The organism is Citrobacter sp. T1.2D-1 (assembly GCF_950098555.1).
Taxonomy (GTDB): Bacteria; Pseudomonadota; Gammaproteobacteria; order Enterobacterales; family Enterobacteriaceae; genus Citrobacter_A; species Citrobacter_A telavivensis.
On record NZ_CATNHH010000013.1, the window covers coordinates 18,611 to 38,665 of the forward strand.

Here is a 20,055-nt window from a genome sequence, read left to right on the forward strand (position 1 = left end):
ATTACTCCTGAGTGTTGACGGTTTTCAGGAAGCGATCGGCCTGTTCAGGTTGCATCTGGTCGGTGGTTTTCAGGAACAGGTCGATTTTGGCTGGTTCGGCCAGTAACCCCGTTGACAGACGGAAACCTGTGTCGGTCAGTACCCATGGGGTACCTTCAAAACCGAACTGGCGGAAACCGAGGTCGTTCACGGCGACGGCCGCTTCTGCGGCTTTTCCGCATTCCGGATCGACGGGTGCGCTGCTGCTCCCCGGAACGGGCATTCCGGCGTCGGCACGGAACAGTGCCTGCCAGCCAGCGGCGCGTTTTGTCGCGTCTTTCTGGCAGAGCAGGGGCACGATTTTCTCCACGGCATTGCCGCCGTCATTTACCACCGAAACCGGGAAGACAATCACGTTGTACTCCTGCGTCAGACGTTCAATGGCAGGCTCCATTGCCCGGCAGACGCTGCACGTCGGATCGAGGAAGGCGTAGAGGGTACGTTCGTGACCGGCGGACAGCGTAATGGTGAACATGCCACGGTCAGCGTTGCGTTTAAGCACTTCTGCCATCTGAAGGCGAGCGGCGGTTTCCGGTGCCACCTCAGGTGCGGTATGCGCGGCGGGCCCCACGGAAGAACTGACGGGACGGACCTCCGACGGTGCAGGCTGCAGCGCTGCTGATGGCGATGCCGGTAACGCATTGCGGTTATCCTGCATCGTGCTTTGCATGTTCTGCAATTCGGCAGCGGCTGCGCGGGCAATAGGGTCACTGTCGGCAGCCCGGGGGGCAACTGATTCGGTGGCCGGGTTGAACGCCACGGGAACGAACTCTTCCGGGGAGGGCTGGTACCACATGGCAGACGCCAGAAGGGCGCCGCCAGCGGCACAGGCCAGGTATTTCAGGTAACGGGACAGGGCGGCGTTACTGCGTTTTTTCAGCGGCAATGCAATGGCATTGAGGACCGCTCCGGCATCGTGCTGCGGATCGTCGAGCAGCGTGACGGCCTCATTTGAGAAGGTGTAAAAGGCAATCAGTTTACCTTCATGCGTGGCCAGCCGCTGTGGTTCGCGGAAAATGGTCAGGGTCTGCGGTGTATCCTGTCCATGTTGATGCAGGACCACGATGCTGTCGTTACAGTGAAAAGCGGAATAAGTGTTTGCTGAGGGCATGATTGCCTCCGTTCAGAATGTGCAGTAAATACGGATAAAAAGCTGTTGGAGCGGGAGAGGTCAGAGGTTTTCTTTACCGGTGCCCACCATGGCAGTCCATATGGCAGGGCGGCAGGCCCGAACCGGGGCGAAGTGAGATCAGAAAGGCTGTTCGTCATCCTCCTGCCCTGGCCGCGCCAGCACGTCGTCAGTCAGTGACCAGTTATTGCGGATGCGTCGTTTACGGTCGCGATCGGGTTGCGGCTCATCCCAGATAAGACCCAGAGCGACCATATCGGCGCGAAAACCGTCGATGGCTTCCTCCACACAGGGTTTCGGGCAGGGGAGACCCAGACGGATGGCTTCGTTCTCCGTGCGAGCCACGGCCACGATGCCGGCTCCCTCGATAAATCCCTTTGTGGTATTTGCCCGGTGAAGGCCATAGAACAGTGTGCGGTCGACGCCTTTAAGCCAGAGCCAGTTGGGCGGCGTCAGCCGCAGGTCGTGCGCATACAGCCAGACCAGGCCACTTCTGACATACCTGTGCTCTTTCAGCCAGCGTTTTGCGCCTTCACTATTGATCACCCGGATAAAAGCCGGTTTTGCCAGCGCGTATACCGGCACGGAGAACCGGCCACTGTCCCGACGGCTTTTGATACGGCAGGAGCGGTTCAGGGTGTCCATCAGCGCTTTCGCGGCCGGGCGGTCATCGAGAAAGAACTGCAGGCCGAAGATGGCGAACAGGGCTTTTTCATGGGGCGCAAGGCTTTTCCAGGAGGAAAGTGGTTTGCCGAGCTGCGCCATGAAAACCTCACGGCAGCGGGCGACATCGAGCTGCATATTACTGATTAGCTTATGTTCGTCGGCGAACTCTTCCGGCCTTATGGCCGGACGTCTTTGCGGGCGGCGTTTTACGAGCAACAGGCGTTTCGGATCGCCTTCCTGCAGCACCGGTGCGATAGCCGGTGAGATGTTTTCCATCGCGAACGGCAGTGAGTGAATATCCAGAGGGCGGCGTGTGTACCAGTTTCTGGCCGGGTGGCGTATCCATCCCCACAGGGAAGCTGCAGATAACGGAATGAGAAAAATCATCAGGATGCCGGTGGTTTGCTCCATGACGCTTATCCACTGGTCGAGGGTGACGTGTTCAGCATTGTTACCTGTGGTGGCCAGCAGGTTATAACGGGGAGCGGCCCAGGTATGGAACGGCCCGAAGTCAACCATGCCCCACAGCGTATGAAGAAGGAAGCAGGACCAGTAGACAAACTCCGGGAGAAAGAGCCAGGCAACCAGGAGCATCATCAGGCCCAGCACGGCAAGAACACCCCAGTAGTCCATGGGATCCACAGACGTACCGGTACGGGAAGAATACATAGGACTCACCTCTGAAAGGTTGTTTTGTTGATGCGAACACAGGGGAAAGAGATGCAGCAGGTGCTGAAACAGGCAATGAACTGCCGTGATTTCAGTTAATTACTGAGAGCAACCGTGGTCAGGGGAAGTGGATTAATGGTATAACATGCGCGGCGCTTGAGGCTTTTTGCCTCATGCCAGTGGCAGAGATGCTGTTTGTTGTGAGGCAGAAAGAAGAAAGCCCCGAGTAATTTTTCAATTAACCCGAGGCGATCCGATGCATAGACAACATCAGATTAGCCGCTTACCTGCCGAAAGGCAAGGAGAAGTATGCTATGAAACTACCACGAAGTCCCGCCATCTGGTGCCTGCTGATAGTGTGTCTCACACTACTGTTTCTTAATTAATCCCACAAGTTTTAGAATCAACACACATATTACGGCAGTGAAATTTCCCCCGAGCTAATAATTGATCGGCTTTGAGAATGTATTGGGTTGATCTGATATGGATCGCCTTTTGATTGGTTGTTTTTATTTTCATCTCCTGCGTTATTTAAATCCACCTTAAATGTAATGTTCAGAATTTCGATCTAAAAAAAGAATAATGAACATTATTTATAGTGGAATATCACAACAGGTAAAAAGAAGCCGGGATGAGGACCCGGCTAACGCAAATTACGTTGGAGGATAAAGAGTTAGTGGTTACACTAAATCTGGTACAGGCATTCCGGCAAGAGATTCGAGTTTCTGACGTTTTTGCTTCACAATCTCCGGGAAGTTGAAGTTGTATGAGTAGCCTTTATTGTTCATCGCATGGATGTGGTTAGCCAGGTTTGAAGCTGCATAAGTATCAATGGGGATCATTGGCAGTGACGCTAACTTCGTGTACAGGCGTAGCTTAGAACCCTCAACCTCTGTGCGGGTGAGGCTGTAAGCATCAAAGCCTATAACATCCATGACATTGCCCGGGTAGATCCGGATGTACACGATTGTGCCCTTGTGGTAGTCAAAGCCAAGATAGGTGTTTTTCCAGAAGAACCATGCTTCAGACTCTTTCGTTGGGTTGAAATGGCCAGTAGCCTTGATTTCAACTAAAGCTGACTGGATCTTCTGTTTGCGTTTTTTCGCTATAAAATAATTTACAGCAAACGGCGCAACAAGCAGGACCCAGCAGCCAAAACCAATTATGTATTCATCATAACTATTGGCTACGGTGATATATACAATTCCATAAAAGATAAGGCTTAGTATTCCAGCGACATAGAATAATGACTTTGCAACAAGATAGAAAAACCACCATTTAGGATAGCGATCGACCATTTTAAACTCCTCCACGTATTTTCCTTATATTATAATTTCATCGATTCCAAGTCCATCATTTATCCATTAATACCATCTTTATCTGATGGTTTGTTATTCAGAGCTTTTACATCAACACCTGGTGTTCTACGCATATTTTGTCCCCCGGCCGCAAATATATCTCTAACAGAACTCGCCATATTACCCAGAGTATTGGCTGCATCGCGTCCACCCAGGAACGAAATGACGTAGTCAGGAAGATAAGCCTGCAGGGCAAACATACTGGAAACCAGTGCAGTACAGAGACGGGCGTAGATCATCAAAAAACCAATCAGGCTGAACAGTCCCGTCAACGAGGTGGCCTGAACATTCACAAGTGCTGCACCAAACAGAGCATGCAAAATCGTCCCGACAGCAATGATCGCCACCGATGCAAAGAAAAATCCGAACACCATCAGTGGTGGACGGATCATTGTATCGATAAGGTAGATATACCCGTAGGCAGCCCTGCTACCGCGATCCTGTGATGTTCCGAGGTGCGTCGCCCCCCATAGCGGTCCTGCGGTACATCCAACCAGAACGCTGACAATCCAGTTACCAATCCCGGTCATCCAGTAGATGAAAGGGATAAAAGGTAGATAAATGGACAACGTGAAACCTGCTGTAAACAACAATAAGAGCAGGAAATACACGGCGGGGGATATGGCGTCTAAGCCTTTATTTACTCCACTCACAGTACCGGTAGTAAGGTTGAGCGCTTTACCAATAAGAGAACCTTCCCCCATTGCTGCTAGCACTCTTGTAGCAGTAAATGCAGTAAGCGTCCCTTCTGCTGCTACTAGTGTATAATCTCCTATGTTTTTCATTTTTATCAATGGGTTGACTTGACTGCTCTCTGTCCCTGTCCCACTAGCTATTGTTGCTATTTTATTGGTGAATCGCTGCATTGGTCCCGCTATCGTATTCATTAAAACACTGTTTGGATCATTGCCATCTACAGCCTTTTGTTCGTCTTCTGATACTGTTATACCAAGTGGAGGTGCGTAGGTAGAGTTCTGCAACTGGGTGCGGTAGGCAGTTATCATTGCCGTGAACAACTCTGCGTTACCCACTTCCCCTAGGGTGGACATGCCGCTGGTCGATGGTGAGCGACTGGCCACTTCCGTCAGACGCTGGTTTGCAGTCGCAAACGTCTGGTACCAGGCCCCAAGTGATGCCCATCCATACGTATCGAGATAGTTACGCAGGTTGTCCTGTATTCCGCTCTGCTCATTTTGCGCCGGAAGGGCTTTCTGCACCGTCTGTTCGTAAGTGTTTGCTGCCTGCTGGATACGGCTTTCAATGTCCGGCAGCGTGCCGGCATCATTTGCCCGCTTGTCCATAAACGCTTTCACAAACTCGCTGGCCACACCATCCATGTCTTTAATCATCGTATCCATGGCTGTGTGCTGCGCATCCACAACTTCTCGGGTGTCTGCGGAACTGAACGGATTAAAAAAGCCACCGGAAGACGAAACGTCGCTGCCCTGCTGTTCCGGAATGCTGGCCGTCCCACACACGCCGCTGCCGTTACTTATCCGGAAGGTATAAGTACCGCCGCTGGTGCCGGACGATTCTGTCATCTTCGGTGTGGAAGAGGGCATCGTGCTGTTGAAATCATCCAGCGTATTGTTAATGGCGTATTTGCACAGCTGCATCTCAAAAATGCCGCGGGCGGCCGTGCGGGTGGAGGACTGCGTGGGCTGGACGGTGAGAGAATAACCGCTGGCTATGTCATCTGCGGCCTTCTGTACCATCAGATTGGCAGAGCCGACGCCCATAATGGAGGAGCCCCAGAGCATAATGAGCTGGGCCAGACTCCATCCGTTTGCCGTGGGGATAATCATCAGGAAACCGGCAACCGTGCTCATGGTGCCGACGATGTCACGATCGGCGCTGAACACCTTGCCCTGATGGCCGGTTTTATTGATATGGCGCAGGCCGATGAAGATAAACCAGACGACGGCAAGAATAGCGATGATGCCGTTAAACAGGGCAAACAGATTACCGACCATCGTGGTGTTACCCCCGGCAAGCGGGTTGGTGACTACGTCACCAAATATGGTCACCAGAGCCTGGCGCGATAAATCCTGGGCATTGGTGGCCGCCGACACGATATCTTCATAGGTGACGGCAGCCCGTGCAGTTACGACAGGCGCAAGAAAGCCTGCGCAGAGCGCAAGAAGGTGTTTTTTCACGATAACTCCGGGAGAATGTCGGTTGCCGGGGAGGCAAAGAAAAACCGGGCTGGGTGCCCGGTTTTCAGGAAGTCAGGAATGTGGCCATAATGGCCGGAAGATGAGTATCAATGGCGCAATTTTTTCAGCGCTTCGTCAGAAAGGCCGGTGGCTTGTTTCACCGTTTCAGGTGGCATACCCATCTTAAGCAGTTGCATGGCAATTTTTTTGGCTTCTTCCTGTCGGCCTTTTTGTTCAAGACGTTCAGCAATAGTCATAAGACTCTCCTGAAAACACTGAAAGAATCAGTGCTTATGTTCTTTCGTCTCTTTCAGTTCTTTGACAGTAAAGCCAGTGAATTTTTTGATGACTGACTCATCATAGCCATCTTTAAGCATCATTCTCGCAATTTTTTCGGCTTCATTCTGCCGACCTTTTTGTTCAAGACGTTCAGCAATAGTCATGAGATCCTCCTCGTATCGTGGCAGACGTTGGGCCAGTGCCTGAAGGAATTTCTCTGGCTCAGGTTTGTCAATCGCCTGTATCAGATAGTTTACCAGAATGGTCAGAGTTTGTCCGTCTGTATACTCTGACTGGAACAATATTGCAAGGCGCTCCACATCGTCTGGCTTGTCCCTGGCGCGGACATGTTTCTGTAGCCACGTAAGTGCCGCGATATGGCGGTGTTTCATAATTTCCTCATCCGGAATGACAGTGACGTCAACCAGCGGAAAATCGTTGCTGTAAAGCTGAGCGGCCAGTTCCGGATCATCAAACTCTTTCAGCCAGTTAACCGGGTAGGGATAGGGGCTGCGTTTTCCTGCGTAATACAGCATCGGTATAACGAGCGGCAGCTTTTTATGGCCTGCTTCAAGGTGCTTCTGCATCGCCGCAACAGCGTAGCGCATGAGGCGAAAGCCCATGTGCCGATCCGGCGATGACTGGTGTTCCACGAGCAGATGGATGTAACCATCACCGCCTTTCGTGGTGCGCAGGGACCAGATCAGATCGCTGTAATAGCCCCGTAATTCATCTTCAACAAAAGAGGTGTTTTCCAGTTTTAGTGTACTGAAATCACAGAGCGCGCGCAGTTCCGCCGGAAGATGGATATCCATAAAATCCCTGACGGCTTCCGGCCGCGACATGATTGCCTTAAAGGCTGCATCATGGGGTGTTGGGGTCGTGTTATCTTTCATTTTCCCGTAGCGATATGTGTTCAGGGGATGACGACAGACTGTAACACAGGTGCACTGCGAAGGCAGGTCAGTCGTGAAGGCTTTCAGCGTTACGGCATGAGAGTAAGTTCATATTGTGACACTCAATGCTGATGCCGTGACCGTCACGAAGGCGTTTCAGGCGGAACAGCATCTCAAACTGCGGAAGCATCAGCCAGTAGGGGGCTGTCTGGCAGGAGAGAATAAGCCGCCGCCCATCGCGGCGGGCCGTTCTCAGTACATTCAGCAGGACTTCCTGGCATGCCGTATCGAGATACGGCACGTCAATGATGGCGACGCTGTGCGCTGGGAAGAGCGTCTCCGGCGTCAGCATGGACGGTACGGGCATCACCTCATTGAAATCATGCCAGTCAGCCGGGTTGTCTGCCAGATAATGCGCGAGTATCAGCGTCTTCCCCGTGCCGGAAGCCCCGGTAAGAAGGATGTTCCCCCGGCATTCTGACGCCCTGTCGATAAAGAGCTTTGCAATGTGTTTAATGGGTTTGCCGTTGACCAGTTTCATGTGCATGCCGTTGATTCTGTTCTGATGCGTGTTGTTATCGGCGAAAGCGCCCGAATCATCAGGTTTTCGTTGTCGTTTCGGGCCTGGTGTCAGTCGCCACGAATGGCATCGCGCACAGCGCGGGTTTCCGCGATAAAGTGCCGGAAGGTTCCGCGTTCGGCCTCGCTCACCCGGCGGTTACGCAACTGCCACAGCCGGAAGGTCACAATCAGTGCTTTTGACCAGGCCACCCCCGCACCGGAGAACAGCACCAGGCCGGTGCTGAACTGATGAAAGGTCAGGCCGTTGCCGGCGTATACCGGCCCCAGGGTGAACAGCGGCACCGGAATGGCCAGCAGCCAGAACATGAGCCGCCAGCGCCGGCGCTGCGTAAGGTAGTTGCTTTCCAGCGCTTCCGGTGTTTGCCCGGAGGCGGCCACGGCCGCCTCCCAGTCCGGAGACTCCGGGGGTTCTTCCGTCACATCCAGTTCCGGAAAGGCCTTCCGGATACGTGCCAGGTTGCGGGCGGTGACGTCCCGGGAACTGCGCAGGTACCACTGTGTCTCCTGCACCGGCAGGAAAAGGCTCAGCAGCCCGCGGGTGATACGCCACAGGCGGCGGGGTTTCTTCGGTTTGTCATCGGTTATCATCGAGCGGTCCCCTGGTTCATGGCGGATTCCAGCTGCTGCAGCCTCGGGGTATACGCCAGGCGGGCAGTGGTGGCCAGCAGTTGTCCGTTAATTACATTCCCCTTGCGCAACTGCTCCTTGATGTCGTTCAGCTGCCAGTTCATCTGCGAAGTGGTGCGAATAAGCTCACGTATCAGGTTATCCCCGTCCATCTGCTGCAGGTCGGAAATATATGCCGTGTTGGCGTAGCGTCGCCCGGCCTCAAATAACTCAAATTCCCGCTGGCTCATGTATCCCTTCGCTTTTGCCTCCGGAGAGGCGACCTCATCAAAATACTGGGCGGCAGACGGGGACTGGAGAGCTTCCTGGAGCGCATCCCGGGTAGCCTCACTGGGTTTGCTGTCCGCAATCAGCGACAGCTGGGGCTCCGAGGCGGCATCAATGATGCCGTTGTATTCGTTCAGCAAGCCGACATACGTGCGCCCGGTCAGGGTTTTCACTTCCCCCTTGCCGGGAGTGCGCCCGGCAGAGGGACGGGCAGTGTTTTTCATGTAGGCCATGGCCGCGTCGATCTGCTCCTGTGTCCAGGTGCCGGCCGGTGCCTGGCCTTCCGGCCCGGCACCGTCATAGACCGAGCGTACCTGGCTGTCACCACCGGGCAGGTCGCTGACGGCGGGACAGACATCCGTGCCGCCGTAACGTGCATATTCAGCGGCGGTACAGTAGGCCGCATGCACGTTCGCGCCGTCATAGGCATCGCGGGCCTGGGATTCCGCGACTGCGGCGATGCGCTGACGGACCGGGGTGCTGCTGACGCCGCCACCGGACGAGAGCCGTGAGGCGGTGCTGCCCGCAGCGCTGCGGGTGGTGGCTGCCACCCCTGACGCGGAATCACTGCAGATGGAGTCCGGCACGGAGAAACTCCGTCGGGCCTCTTCCAGCCGCTGCGTCTCGTTGCCGAATATCATCTGCTGACGGGTGGCCTGCCCGTCCTGGCTGATGATGGTGGCCAGCTTGTCCGCGTTCTGGTTGATGGCCGTGCCGGTGGCCTGCTGCATACGCAAGATTTCGGCGAGCGTCCCCTGGATGGTTGCCATCTCGGGCAGGATTTGTGTGGTCACCGGGATACTGGAGTTCACATTCACGGTATAGGCGCAGGCGAGCTGCGGCAGACCCGCAGCCATGAGCAGCATCAGTGCGGAAAGTCGGCATCGTTGCATAAAAACCTCTGTATTCAGGTTAGTTGTGTGGTCTGGCCGGGCAGGCGTACGGAGACAGTTTCCGGAGACAGTGCCACCAGGGGGAAGGTCTGGAAACGGCGGATGATCCGGCCGCGGGTGTTACGGGTATCGATGACCGTCAGCCCCCGGCGCTGAATCCGGGGAATGGACGGCGGCGTGATATCCATCACAGGCCAGTCGCCTGGGCTGAGCGGCGGATGGTCAGACTGTACCGGCCAGAGCCAGACATCGTCGCTCAGCAGGCCAGCGTGCGATACGGGCAGCAGCCACTGCACCACATGCCGGGCTTCCCGGACGGGTTCGCCGGGCTCATCAACGCGCCAGATGGCGGTGGTGACAAGCTGCACCGGGTGTTCAGGCAGACTCAGCAGGACCCCGGTGGCGTCCGGTGCCTCGCGGGCATCTGTGGCGTACACGGCACGGTTACCCGGAGCATTATCTGTCCGGAAATGACCGGACGGCAGGGCGAACTGCGCGTCACCAGTGTCAAGCAGCAGGCGTGCCAGACTGACCTGACCGCGTGCCGGTCGCCTGCAGCGCGGGGTCAGGTGGATCAGACATCTCAAAGGTTGTACCCCAGACTGTTAATCATCTCCTCCGCCATCTGAGCGATGACACCTTTTTCGCCGCGCGCGCCGGCGTTACGTTCCCGGTGCTCAATGTATTTTTTTGCCGAGCCGCGGGGGAAGGTCGAAGCCAGAAGCTGGCGCGCCCGGGCAGAACCGAGGCTTTCCTTCAGGTGGCGGCGCAGCGCACCGTCCTTTTTGTCCGAGTTGAGTGACCAGAGTTCCAGCGGGCCAAGCGTGAAGCGGACAATCCGGGCCAGCGTGCCCTGGGTCGTGCGCATCATACACAGCATCGGTACGCCACTGCCGTCTGCAGCCGGGCCGGCGGGCATACGAAGGAATGCCTGAAGATTGTGTTCGGGGATCTTAAAACTGTCCCGTAAAAGGGGAATGTCTTCCTGGCGGTAGCGCAGCAGCCAGAGGGTGTTGGCGGAATCGAGCAGACTTTTCGGGTAATCGGTCAGGAACTGGGTACTCAGCACGGTGCGGATGCCGAACTTACGCTGCTCCCTGTCCTGGGTATCGAGCGCATCCCAGATGAAGTCGATGCCTTTGGCGTTGTGCAGCTCGTCGTAGATTTTGGTCTTCATCTCGCTGTCGAGCTGGTTAATACGGCGCAGAATGCCCGCATGGTACGCCACCGGCAGCACTTTCAGCACTTCGTTGCGGTACTGCGGCAGGGTGAAATCCCCGGCGGTGATGTGACCAGCAAACAGGTACATGATCCCAGTTTTCAGGCGACCCGCCGGCGTTTTGTCCCCGGCCACGTTGTTCAGATCAACGCTCACGATACGCGTGTCCGGGTTCAGTGCGAAACGCGTCCGGCTGGCCAGCATCGGATATTCCTGCCGGGCCTGGATGAGGCAGCGCTCGATATATTCCAGTAAAGGTTCCTGAGAGCCGTTACGCTGGATCCGGCCAAAACTCTCCCGGATGGACTGGTGTTTCAGAAAGGACGGCATGTCAGCGAGTTCAGGTACCGCCTGGTAATGGGCGCGCTGGGCGGCCTGCAGCAATCCTTTCCCGTGCAGAATATCTCTGACTTCATACCATGGCGTGGCCTGCCACCAGTCTGCATCATGCTGTTCCCACAGTCCCGACTCCTGCAGAGCCGTATCCACTTCCGGTTCAACCTGCTCCCGGTACATGTTGGGTTCTTCGCTACTGCGCAGATCGAACGCCAGCTCAATCAGGCGATCCATAATCTGCCCGGTGTCCGTCGGATTCGGAGGCGTTCCCTTATCCGGCTCGATACAGAACGCCGTCAGCATGGCGCGGATGAATTGTTTCTCCGGGGTAACTGGCTCACGGGCACCGTACAGGATGTCGAAGATGTTGCGCGACTGGGACGGATCGTTGCTCAGAATGATCGAGATGGCCTCATCCTTGCGCCCTTCCGGCAGGGCGTCACGGATAAGCTCAATGGTTCCCACGGCACTGAAGCCTTTGTCGATATGGGCCACATAGGGGAGCGACGCCTGTGCCGACGCCACCTGTATCTCCGTGAGGGTGTTGATGAGCACCGATTTGCCCAGACCGGAATCCCCGGGGGCCAGCTCGGTGTGCTTGTTCTGCCGTGATGACGCCAGCCCCACCTCCCAGGCGCAGCCGTCTTCGGTATGCAGCATCAGGTTGCCTTCTCCCCGCCAGACGGTCCCCGGGCGGTTAAAGGGCAGCATCGAGAGGGCATGGGACAGCGGCGGATAGAGAGGTACGGGGCCGGAGCCCGCCGAGGCGGCCAGCATGGTGTTCACCCATCCCCGGCGCGGATCGCCGAATGCGGTGGTGGTGCTGCATACGCCCCATCCCTGCAGGGCGGATTCCAGCAGCATCTGGTTGCGGGTGCAGATTTCCTGCGTCGGGCCCCATGTGGTGGCCACGATGGTCATGACGCACACCGGATCGCGCTCATCCGTCCGGGCCAACTGCGTGCAGGCGTCATACAGCGGGCGGATGGACGGAATAAACTGCCCGAAGGAGGCGAGAAATTTTTTCCCGCCCAGCGCCTTCATGCCGCCGGGCATCACATCGATGCGGATGCGCCAGGGGACGGCCCGGGGGACGGCTTTGACCAGTTCATTAAAACTTTTCGGGTGCTGTGGCGGAAGGGTGAGGGTCACCATCCCGTGCCAGAGGCCCCCGGTGTGAATAAGGTTGCCTACGGTTTCCGGCGAGTTGCCGAACACCTGAAGGTTGAGGTACGGCGCAAGCAGGGCAGAGTTATCGTCGTCCTGACGCACCCCGGCGACTGCGGTGTCTCCGGGCAGGAGCGGCCGCCACTGTGATGACGTGCTGTTGCGAGCCATTTCCCGACGGATTTCATTGCACACTTCCGGGATGTCCATCAGGCGTACCAGCAGGCCTTCACCGCCCCGGACGAGCGCCTTCTCCAGCGTGGTGATAAAGCTGTCATGGCGGATTTTGAGGCCGGACATCATCCAGCGCCAGGGCTGCTGACCGAAACGGGCCAGCGGGGCTTTATCATTCACTTCACGAATCGTTTTGTTAAAGTCTGCCCGTTCCTGCTGGCTGACCAGCAGCGGTGAACTCCAGACGGCCAGCCAGCAGCGTTCCCGGACCAGCCAGGGTGAGAGGGTGGTGATTTTCTCTTCCAGAATGTCATCAAGCTGAATGGCCGTGTGGCGGATGGCCCGTTTTTGCGGGGCGATCATCGTGCTGATCTCACTTTCCCCCTTTTCCTGATCGCGCTCAAAGATAAACGCCATCTTGTGGCCGGTGTTTTTGTAGCTGGTACTGAGCGTTGTGGCGAGGTGAGTAATGAGGCCTTCAAATGCATCCGGATGGTCTGCCGGGGCCTCTTCGTCCATGTCCCGTAGTGCGCCGGCAATCTCGAAGACGGAGAGGTAATACCCCTGGTGGGTGACGCCGATATACGGTGCCTGCAGCCAGGGGCGCAGTTCCAGATCCTGTTTATCCAGGCCGATAACCGTGCGCAGGTCACAGTAGTCAACAAAGTCTGCCGAGACGGCAAAACGGGAAAACGTGTTCATCATATCTTCAATGGCGAAGACCATGCGTTTAATGTTCATGAATGTTCTGACTCCGGATGAGCGGGAAACAGGTGCCTGCAGGCAGGGCTGCGCAAAAATAAAAATGGAAAGACGGGGTGACGCCTGCGGTATATAAGTAAGGGAAACTGTTTTCGTATGTGAAATACCAGGACGTGATTACCGGCTCATATGCACAAGCGTGTTCACTTAGTTGTTCTCCTGCAGGTATTCCCGGTCCGTAACCGAATCCGGCGTCAGAATGAGCGCCACGCCCGACATCTTCTCCCGCAGTTCATCGCGCATCGAGGGGGGGAAACGGCGCAGGGCATCGGCAAAATCTGCCGGACGAAATCCTCCGAATCGTTCTTCTACCGGCAGGCGGTGGCGGAGCAGTTCTGACAGGATCTTTCGCCCTTCACGCACCGTCGCCGGACTGGTGCTGAAGACAGCCCGCAGGGCCTTGCGGTTCAGGGCCACAACGCTGCGCGGATGCAAATCAGGCAACCAGACCATGGTACCCTGCGCGGCCGCATAGCCGTTGAGCGCATGCCAGGCATGGCAGAGATAACAAAGATGGAACGGCGCTGCCGGCAGGCTGAGCTCTGTCCGCTCCTGTGCTGACAGCGCGCCCGTTTCCGTGATGCTGCGCCAGGGAATATGACGCAGGGCGAGACGACGGGCGGACAGGGTGGCATGCTCCAGGCTGGTTCTGGCGGCTTTCAGGTTTTTCAGGTACTTCTGCCGTTCTGCCGGCTCCTGCGGCGGCTGGCGGGACTCAAGGCGCAGCAGGGCATCCCGGGCCCGGTCAAGGCGAATAAGCGCGTCTTCTGCCGTCTGTAACAGCCGGGTCAGCGGCAGGGACTCCGGCAGCACAAAGCGGTGTTTCACGTCAGCCCGGCAGCAGACGCAGCGTCCGCCGTCAGTTTTCTCTGGTGCCGGCAACATAGGCTCCGTGGTGTGGACCACGTCGGGCAGGGGAAGCGGATGCAGGTAAAGGGGCTCCTGCGTTTTTTTAGCGATGCTCATCCTGACCTCCTGAGGCGTGTCTGAACAACGCCAGCCGGCAGCCGGCGATGGCCGGAGAACTGCACTCCGCCAGTACAAATTCCTGATTGTCCCGTTCGTCACGGGCGATGACGTTAGCATGGTCAGCGCGCAGCACGGTGAGGCCCTGTAAGGGCAGCAGAACAGCGGGGGATATCAGCATAAAGGTTTCCTCAGCCAGCGCCGGCAGAGACCGGCACTGGCCTGTCTGTCAGTTGATAGTGATTGAGCTTGTTCCCATCTGTTTCTGGGAGCGGCTGATCAGTTCCGGGATAATAAACAGCCCGGCGCCAATGAGAAGGCCGGCAACACATCGCCCCAGGGTAACCTGCGGGTGGCTACCCACTTTTTTGAACGCCAGCAGGGAGGCACCGAAAATAAAAAGACCGACCATCTGAAAGATATCCAGACCGGATGTTTTGGCGCGTTTCGCACCGGCAGCGGCGCTGTCAAACATGTCGGCGATGTCGCCGTCAGCCAGCGAAATACCGGGCAACAACCCGATGGTGAGCGCGAGCAGGCCACGAACTGCCCGTTCGCGCAGAGCCATCCGGGTCAGTTGGATATAAAAGACGACGGCATACAGACGAGCCGTCAGGGCACGGAACAGTGACATAGAGTCTCCTTTGGGGATGGATAATTGAGGGTGTTAAAAAGCGAGGCCAATGCTGGCCAGCAGCTTGTCGATAAGCTGCGGTGAAAAAACAAGGGCTGTACCCGCCACGACCTTGACGGTGGCTGAGCGGATGCTTTCGCTGGAACTCAGCGCTGTGTGGCCTTCCAGACCGGCCATGCGGTACATGTTCAGGCCGGAATGAACAAAGCCCACACCGGCAAGCCGGGCAAGCGACAGCACGGCGTTTGCCGCGCCGGCCGCCTCTCCGAAGGTTGAAGGCTGGACGTAGGCGATGGCATCAAAGGTGGTGGAATGAAAGCCGAACTGCGCGCCGCTGGCATTGATGATGGAGGGCAGTGATACCATGGCCGCGCAGGCAAACAGGCCGCCAAAGAACTTCCCCGGGGACAGCGGTACGGCTGTTGTCGAGCGGGCCCGGGTTAACAGAAGCGCCAGGCAGATAAATCCCAGCGTTTCACCCCAGGTGAACAGGAAGTTGATCCCGCTGCTGAATATTCCCGATGCAAAGTTCTCGATGGCGGTCAGCGCATCGAGAGCCATCAGCGCAGCGTTCCGCCGGAGGTGGTGACGGAGCGGCTGGCCGGATCAATCCGGCTGACGGTGACCTTACCCAGCGTGTCGCCCTCCCGGACGGCCCAGGTACTGCCCTGCCATTTGATCCAGGCCATTCCGTTTTCCAGCGAGACCACCTTCATACCGGCAACAGGGCTGGCAGCCTGCCGTTTGCCGGACGAGGGTTTGGGCGTGGCCACGGTGCTCGCCGCGAGACGGCTTTCCATCGCAGCCAGGCGCTGCGTCAGCGCCATCAGCTGGTTACGGGTTTCCACCGCATACGCCTCGTCCCGTTTGATGGCCTCTGAGATCTGGCTGACGCTGTCTTTCAGAGTGCCAAGGGTGGAGTTTATCCTGCTGTCACGCGCGTTCAGCTCATCACGGATATCCGTCATCATCGCCACGGTGTCGTCGTGTATGGCGGTCTGCCCGGGCGTGGTCACCTCAGGCTGTGTCCCTGTCTGAGTCCCGCTCTGCGGGAGCACTGCGGGTTGTGCTGTCCCGGCCGTGTTGTTCAGGGTGTGGTCCACCTCGCTGAATTCGGCGCTTCCGGGGCGGGACACCAGGCCTGACAGGGAGGGGCCATACAGATACCAGATCCCGGCACCGGCAAGCAGCGTAGCCCCCAGAAGCCAGGGCAGCGAGTAGCCAAACAGCAGTTCGCGCTTCCAGAAGGGCTTTTTCTCCCCGGTATCGGCTTCACCGAAATCGACTGCGTCGTCATCGGTGATAAGTTCATCTTGCTGACTCATTCATACTCCTTACTGGGTTCAGTGCCGCCATACTGGCGGCGGATTTCGGCCTGACGGCGAGCAATGGCTTCCTGCAGGCGGGTTTCAGATAGTTGTTCCGCGGTGGCCATACCGGATGGTGCAGACGTGCTGGCTGCGGGTGACGCGGAGTTTTTTTGTCCGACAACGTCGTCAGGGGTGACGGCATCGACAAAGAGAATGGAGATCACCTCATCCTGGTTGACGGTGACCTGACGGAAGGGCTCCCGGGCCACCTCCTGGCTGATGACTTCCGCACCTTTCTGGGCCGTTCCGCCGGCGATAACGCCTGCTACGGTGCCTGCATCAGGTTTACCTGCCCGGCCGGTGACGGTGCTCATGTTGGTCTGAAGGATCTGCGTGTTGGACTCTTTGTACAGACTACCCACATTGCCCAGTCCCCCCAGGATGGCGGGCAGGACAATGTGCGTCCCCCATCGGTGGCTGACGTCACTGGCGACAGATGACATCAGGGTGCGTTCACTCTGGGCATATGCGTTGACACTGAACGTCTTCCCCTGCCAGCTCATGCGGGAGAAATGGATTTCCACGCCGTTGCCGGCAAGTTTCACCGATGCACTATGAAGACGGGCACCTGCAAGAAAGCCTGCGGGTATCTCTGCCACCACCTGAGAACCGGGGTTATCGGAGTCGACAGCGGTTTCCATGGTGGCCCCCACGCGGGTAAGGGCAGGGATAAGCGTCTGTGGCGTCGGCGTCTGCCCCACGTCCGTCGACAGGCTGGCGGTGGCCAGGGACAAGGCTGATGACGTGACAGTGTCACCCTCATGAAGTAACCGGGCCCGCTCCGGGCGCGTGCCCTTGCCCTGCGCGAGACTGATGCGGGTCAGCAGTTTCTGCAGCCGTTCCTGGCGTTTTTCATTCGCCTGCTGCTCCGCGGCCGCGGAAGCCTGTGACCGGGGCGCGGGTGGCGGCTCCGGCTGTACCGGTGGGGGCCTGTCGGGCTCAGGGGGACGCGTCTGAGGCGGTTCCCGGCTGTCAAGACCGACCGGCAGACTTGCAATAAACGTCGTGTTGTTGCGTGCGGCCTCTGCCGCTCCGCGGTCGTTGGACGCTTTCAGCAGCTCGCGGTAACGCGGAGTTTCGGTGGTCTGAGAGCCCGCGCTTGTTGCCGTGCCGTTCAGGTTTACGGCCGAGTCCGTGCCGTCGTCATGGTGCCACCAGGAGATCAGCCAGTACCCCCCGGCCAGCGCGATAAGCAGGCCCAGCATGATAATGGAAAGGGTTTTTTTACCGTTATTCGCGGCATCCTGTTCTGCGCTCATGATTATTCCAGCTCCGGGGTGACGTGTACGGACTGGCCGTTCACAGAGAAGGTCAGCAGCGGGGTGACCGGCAGTTTCCACAGGTGTGTGCCGTCGGCGGACGAGAGCGTCTGCTCAAACTCGTCGCGCAGCATGGCGCGGGAGCGGACCATCAGGTCATCGCCGCTCTGCCAGATCGCGGTGTCCGGCACATTGCCCTGAAATTTCAGACGGCGGGCGTCTTTCGGTGGTATGCCATCGAGATATGCCTGCAGCGTGGCATCGTGCAGGGCAATTTTGTCCACCGGCGTGCCGGGAAGCGCGGAGCCGGGCCCCGTGCGCGGCACCCGTAAATCCAGGCGGCTGTCAATCTCCTGGCTGGCGGTCCGTGTGTCGGTCTCGCCACTGGTGACGTTGAGCATGACGGGGACATCAAGCCCTTTCAGCCAGACCGAGATATTGCCTGATGCCCACGGACGCAGGGGAGTGATGGCCAGCATATTGCTGCCCTTGTTGTACTGCACGTCAAAGTTCTCCGGACTGGCGTTAAGCGGCGCGTCTGACTGGGGCCAGGGCGCACCGCGAATATCCGTCAGCGTTACCACACTCTGGTTGTTCATCGCGGTGCGGACCAGCGGCAGGCTGGCACCCGGTGACAGGTTCAGGGTGAGGGAACTGATACGCGGCACGACGCTGATGACCGGCGCGCTGACGGAACGTTCGTTGTCCGTCAGGCGCAGGCGCAGTTCGCGGATCTCATCTGGCGACAGCGGGGAGTCCAGACTGGCGGCTTCCTCCACCAGGGGAGACGCCTGCCCGGGAGCCGGCAGTTCGCCACTCATCTGGCTGGCCGGCACACCGGTACCCTGATGTCCCGCCGGCTGTGCGGCCTGCGCACCGGCTGCTGCTGTGCTCGTTGAGGCGGCCACCGGCGTCCGGGCCTTCTGCCAGCCGCTGTCGTCCGCGGTTGCCGCAACGGCCGGGCCACACAGCAGAAGCGTGACCAGGAGATAACGGAATGTCATGGCGTGATCCTCAGTAGTTGCGGGGGGCGTTGCGGGAGATCATCTGGCGTATTTCCATACCGACCGGTTTCTGTCGTGGATCCACCCGCTGGATGGTGATTTCAAACGTAAAGGCCTGCTCCGGCCGGCTGGTTGTCTGCCCGACCAGACGCAGGCGTAGCGGGTACTGCATGGTCCAGAACCAGGTACCGTCAGCCAGGCGTCCACGGCGCACGACCACACCGGCACCAACAGTGGCCGTCAGGTTCATGCGGGCCTTCAGGGCTTCCAGAATGTTGGAGGCTGTCAGCGCCTGGATATAGCTGGCGTGCCCCTCTTCTGAAAACAGCGGGGCCACCGAAGAGACCTGCTCACGGTAATGGACGAAATCCAGGTTGAAGGCCTGCATCAGGGCCTTGCTGCCGAACGCAGTGGCGTCCTCCTGGCTCCATGCCGGCTCAGTTGTTGGGGCAAGCCGGACCAGCCGTCCATTGTCCGTGGCAAAGTAGTCCCGTTCTTTCTGGAAGATCCCCCAGACCAGCACGGCGTTGAGGGTGAGGCTGATCAGCAGGGCGAGTCCCAGCCGGAGGTTGGACTGCATCATGTCCGGCACCAGTTGCTGCCGTTTTTCTGCCGTCTGCATCATGTTGACAGCGGCTTTAAGCGGATCGGGCGCAGGGGCAGGTGCCCGCCCCTTAGCCGGGGGGGCTTTTTGCGTGAGGTTTGTCATAGGCGTCAGGAAGAATAGTTTTTCCAGGGGTCGATATTGCCGGGAATTTGCTCGTTTACTTTGTCCACAGCAGCATCACAAATTTCGTTTTCCAGCTTCGACAGCACATCGTCGAGGCTGGGAAACTCCGGCACGGTGACCGTGATTTTTTTGATACGGGACAGACAGGACTGCAGGGAGGATGAGACATTATTTTCCCGCTGCGACCAGGCGGTCGCGGCTGTCCTGGCCCGTTCATAACCGGCCTGACTTCCTGCCTGGGCGGCGCTACCCGCCCGACAGGTGACTGCTGCTGTGGCCGCGGCAGAAAAAAGCATGAAGCCGGACAGAAGTCCGGCTTTCAGCATGAGATATCGCATTCTCGCTCCTTAACGGCTCAGTGGCCGGGGCTGTGGGAGTGTTCCTGATGAAGCGCTTTTTCCTGTCTGCCCTCCGGCTTTCGGGCGTCGTCCCACTGTTTCCACGTCTGTTCGAAACCCAGGCGCTGAAAAAGGGCATCATCCTGTTTTTCCGGTGTGTAGAGACGGGCGGGAAGCGGGGCATCCTCTTCACGGCCTTTCAGGTGAAACGTCATCAGCTGAGGGGCGGCAGGGGTAACGCCGTCCGGTTCGAAATTCACCGCCTGGCCGTAGCCCGCAAAGCGGGGACCCTGGTCGGTGATGGCGTTGATAACCAGCTGGCGGTTATCCGCCGTGGGGGAGGCGAGTGCCGGATAGAGTGTGCCGTTGAGGCGAACAACACCCTGCAGGTGTTCACCGACAGACTGGACGAGCAGCAAATCCATCTGTTTTGACTGGCTGTCCATGGAGGCCATGACCGGCGTCAGTTTATCCGGCACATCCTGGCCTGCCGGCGTGATGCCTGCCGCCCCCTGCGGTGCGGCCACCGGATGAC

The 20,055-nt window shown here is 57.9% G+C and carries 20 protein-coding genes and 1 pseudogene; 1 reads left to right on the forward strand and 20 read right to left on the reverse strand.

What is annotated here, in order from left to right:
- Position 1: 1 nt before the first annotated feature.
- On the reverse strand, positions 2–1,150 hold the full coding sequence (locus QQZ17_RS13745) for a hypothetical protein (RefSeq protein WP_053071111.1): 1,149 nt from the start codon (positions 1,148–1,150) through the stop codon (positions 2–4).
- A 138-nt stretch (positions 1,151–1,288) separates the two neighbouring features.
- A complete protein-coding gene (locus QQZ17_RS13750) occupies positions 1,289–2,503 on the reverse strand; it encodes a secretion/conjugation apparatus DotM-related subunit (RefSeq protein ID WP_048242230.1) in 1,215 nt (404 codons plus the stop codon).
- Positions 2,504–2,759: 256 nt separating this feature from the next.
- On the opposite strand from QQZ17_RS13750, the gene QQZ17_RS26430 reads away from it, so the two are divergent.
- A complete protein-coding gene (locus QQZ17_RS26430; protein WP_182115629.1) occupies positions 2,760–2,885 on the forward strand; it encodes a DUF5431 family protein in 126 nt (41 codons plus the stop codon).
- A gap of 298 nt (positions 2,886–3,183) precedes the next feature.
- Here the strand turns inward: QQZ17_RS26430 and excA are convergent, their stop codons facing one another.
- From excA to QQZ17_RS13840, 18 genes and pseudogenes are all read right to left on the reverse strand, one after another.
- A complete protein-coding gene (excA, locus tag QQZ17_RS13755; protein WP_152400179.1) occupies positions 3,184–3,801 on the reverse strand; it encodes a plasmid IncI1-type surface exclusion protein ExcA in 618 nt (205 codons plus the stop codon).
- Between the two features lie 59 nt (positions 3,802–3,860).
- Positions 3,861–6,017 carry a DotA/TraY family protein gene (locus QQZ17_RS13760; protein ID WP_048242225.1) on the reverse strand — a complete coding sequence of 719 codons (2,157 nt, stop codon included), beginning with the start codon at positions 6,015–6,017 and terminating at the stop codon, positions 3,861–3,863.
- Between the two features lie 107 nt (positions 6,018–6,124).
- Positions 6,125–6,247, reverse strand: a pseudogene (locus QQZ17_RS13765) (Rpn family recombination-promoting nuclease/putative transposase); the annotation flags it as partial.
- Positions 6,248–6,301: 54 nt separating this feature from the next.
- Positions 6,302–7,192 carry an Rpn family recombination-promoting nuclease/putative transposase gene (locus QQZ17_RS13770; RefSeq protein ID WP_048242223.1) on the reverse strand — a complete coding sequence of 297 codons (891 nt, stop codon included), beginning with the start codon at positions 7,190–7,192 and terminating at the stop codon, positions 6,302–6,304.
- A 67-nt stretch (positions 7,193–7,259) separates the two neighbouring features.
- On the reverse strand, positions 7,260–7,739 hold the full coding sequence (locus QQZ17_RS13775) for an ATP-binding protein (protein WP_048242221.1): 480 nt from the start codon (positions 7,737–7,739) through the stop codon (positions 7,260–7,262).
- Between the two features lie 83 nt (positions 7,740–7,822).
- The gene (traX, locus tag QQZ17_RS13780; RefSeq protein ID WP_048242219.1) at positions 7,823–8,362 is read right to left on the reverse strand and encodes a conjugal transfer protein TraX; all 540 of its coding nucleotides are present in this window, start codon (positions 8,360–8,362) and stop codon (positions 7,823–7,825) included.
- Positions 8,359–9,561, reverse strand: a complete 1,203-nt coding sequence (gene traW, locus QQZ17_RS13785) for a conjugal transfer protein TraW (protein WP_048242217.1) — start codon at positions 9,559–9,561, stop codon at positions 8,359–8,361. Before traW ends, traX begins: the two co-directional genes overlap by 4 nt.
- A 14-nt stretch (positions 9,562–9,575) precedes the next feature.
- Positions 9,576–10,148 carry a hypothetical protein gene (locus tag QQZ17_RS13790; protein WP_053071110.1) on the reverse strand — a complete coding sequence of 191 codons (573 nt, stop codon included), beginning with the start codon at positions 10,146–10,148 and terminating at the stop codon, positions 9,576–9,578.
- On the reverse strand, positions 10,145–13,198 hold the full coding sequence (locus QQZ17_RS13795) for a conjugal transfer protein (RefSeq protein WP_048242215.1): 3,054 nt from the start codon (positions 13,196–13,198) through the stop codon (positions 10,145–10,147). Before QQZ17_RS13795 ends, QQZ17_RS13790 begins: the two co-directional genes overlap by 4 nt.
- 168 nt (positions 13,199–13,366) lie before the next feature.
- Entirely contained in the window at positions 13,367–14,185 is an 819-nt protein-coding gene (locus QQZ17_RS13800) for a hypothetical protein (protein WP_048242213.1), read from the reverse strand.
- Positions 14,172–14,366, reverse strand: coding sequence for a hypothetical protein (locus QQZ17_RS13805; protein WP_048242212.1), 195 nt, complete (start codon positions 14,364–14,366; stop codon positions 14,172–14,174). The genes QQZ17_RS13800 and QQZ17_RS13805 overlap by 14 nt, the downstream gene beginning before the upstream one ends.
- Before the next feature lie 48 nt (positions 14,367–14,414).
- Positions 14,415–14,819, reverse strand: a complete 405-nt coding sequence (locus QQZ17_RS13810; protein ID WP_048242210.1) for a DUF6750 family protein — start codon at positions 14,817–14,819, stop codon at positions 14,415–14,417.
- Positions 14,820–14,852: 33 nt separating this feature from the next.
- The gene (gene traQ / locus QQZ17_RS13815; RefSeq protein ID WP_048242208.1) at positions 14,853–15,380 is read right to left on the reverse strand and encodes a conjugal transfer protein TraQ; all 528 of its coding nucleotides are present in this window, start codon (positions 15,378–15,380) and stop codon (positions 14,853–14,855) included.
- The gene (gene traP, locus QQZ17_RS13820) at positions 15,380–16,144 is read right to left on the reverse strand and encodes a conjugal transfer protein TraP (protein ID WP_048242206.1); all 765 of its coding nucleotides are present in this window, start codon (positions 16,142–16,144) and stop codon (positions 15,380–15,382) included. Before traP ends, traQ begins: the two co-directional genes overlap by 1 nt.
- Positions 16,141–17,448: a conjugal transfer protein TraO gene (traO, locus tag QQZ17_RS13825; protein WP_048242204.1), complete on the reverse strand. Its 1,308-nt coding sequence runs from the start codon at positions 17,446–17,448 to the stop codon at positions 16,141–16,143. The genes traP and traO overlap by 4 nt, the downstream gene beginning before the upstream one ends.
- Positions 17,449–17,450: 2 nt before the next feature.
- Complete coding sequence (locus QQZ17_RS13830) at positions 17,451–18,452, reverse strand: DotH/IcmK family type IV secretion protein (RefSeq protein ID WP_048242202.1); 1,002 nt, start codon at positions 18,450–18,452, stop codon at positions 17,451–17,453.
- A gap of 10 nt (positions 18,453–18,462) precedes the next feature.
- Complete coding sequence (locus tag QQZ17_RS13835) at positions 18,463–19,035, reverse strand: DotI/IcmL family type IV secretion protein (RefSeq protein ID WP_371306222.1); 573 nt, start codon at positions 19,033–19,035, stop codon at positions 18,463–18,465.
- A gap of 131 nt (positions 19,036–19,166) precedes the next feature.
- A complete protein-coding gene (locus QQZ17_RS13840; protein WP_048242199.1) occupies positions 19,167–19,520 on the reverse strand; it encodes a hypothetical protein in 354 nt (117 codons plus the stop codon).
- Between the last annotated feature and the right edge of the window lie 535 nt (positions 19,521–20,055).

Bases quoted from the DNA above. Each gene is read 5' to 3' on its own strand.
- QQZ17_RS13745 (WP_053071111.1), bottom strand. From the start codon at position 1,150: ATGCCCTCAGCAAACACTTATTCCGCTTTTCACTGTAACGACAGCATC.
- QQZ17_RS13750 (WP_048242230.1), bottom strand. From the start codon at position 2,503: ATGTATTCTTCCCGTACCGGTACGTCTGTGGATCCCATGGACTACTGG.
- QQZ17_RS26430 (WP_182115629.1), top strand. From the start codon at position 2,760: ATGCATAGACAACATCAGATTAGCCGCTTACCTGCCGAAAGGCAAGGA.
- excA (WP_152400179.1), bottom strand. From the start codon at position 3,801: ATGGTCGATCGCTATCCTAAATGGTGGTTTTTCTATCTTGTTGCAAAG.
- QQZ17_RS13770 (WP_048242223.1), bottom strand. From the start codon at position 7,192: ATGAAAGATAACACGACCCCAACACCCCATGATGCAGCCTTTAAGGCA.
- QQZ17_RS13775 (WP_048242221.1), bottom strand. From the start codon at position 7,739: ATGCACATGAAACTGGTCAACGGCAAACCCATTAAACACATTGCAAAG.
- traX (WP_048242219.1), bottom strand. From the start codon at position 8,362: ATGATAACCGATGACAAACCGAAGAAACCCCGCCGCCTGTGGCGTATC.
- traW (WP_048242217.1), bottom strand. From the start codon at position 9,561: ATGCAACGATGCCGACTTTCCGCACTGATGCTGCTCATGGCTGCGGGT.
- QQZ17_RS13795 (WP_048242215.1), bottom strand. From the start codon at position 13,198: ATGAACATTAAACGCATGGTCTTCGCCATTGAAGATATGATGAACACG.
- QQZ17_RS13800 (WP_048242213.1), bottom strand. From the start codon at position 14,185: ATGAGCATCGCTAAAAAAACGCAGGAGCCCCTTTACCTGCATCCGCTT.
- QQZ17_RS13805 (WP_048242212.1), bottom strand. From the start codon at position 14,366: ATGCTGATATCCCCCGCTGTTCTGCTGCCCTTACAGGGCCTCACCGTG.
- QQZ17_RS13810 (WP_048242210.1), bottom strand. From the start codon at position 14,819: ATGTCACTGTTCCGTGCCCTGACGGCTCGTCTGTATGCCGTCGTCTTT.
- traQ (WP_048242208.1), bottom strand. From the start codon at position 15,380: ATGGCTCTCGATGCGCTGACCGCCATCGAGAACTTTGCATCGGGAATA.
- traP (WP_048242206.1), bottom strand. From the start codon at position 16,144: ATGAGTCAGCAAGATGAACTTATCACCGATGACGACGCAGTCGATTTC.
- traO (WP_048242204.1), bottom strand. From the start codon at position 17,448: ATGAGCGCAGAACAGGATGCCGCGAATAACGGTAAAAAAACCCTTTCC.
- QQZ17_RS13830 (WP_048242202.1), bottom strand. From the start codon at position 18,452: ATGACATTCCGTTATCTCCTGGTCACGCTTCTGCTGTGTGGCCCGGCC.
- QQZ17_RS13835 (WP_371306222.1), bottom strand. From the start codon at position 19,035: ATGATGCAGTCCAACCTCCGGCTGGGACTCGCCCTGCTGATCAGCCTC.
- QQZ17_RS13840 (WP_048242199.1), bottom strand. From the start codon at position 19,520: ATGCGATATCTCATGCTGAAAGCCGGACTTCTGTCCGGCTTCATGCTT.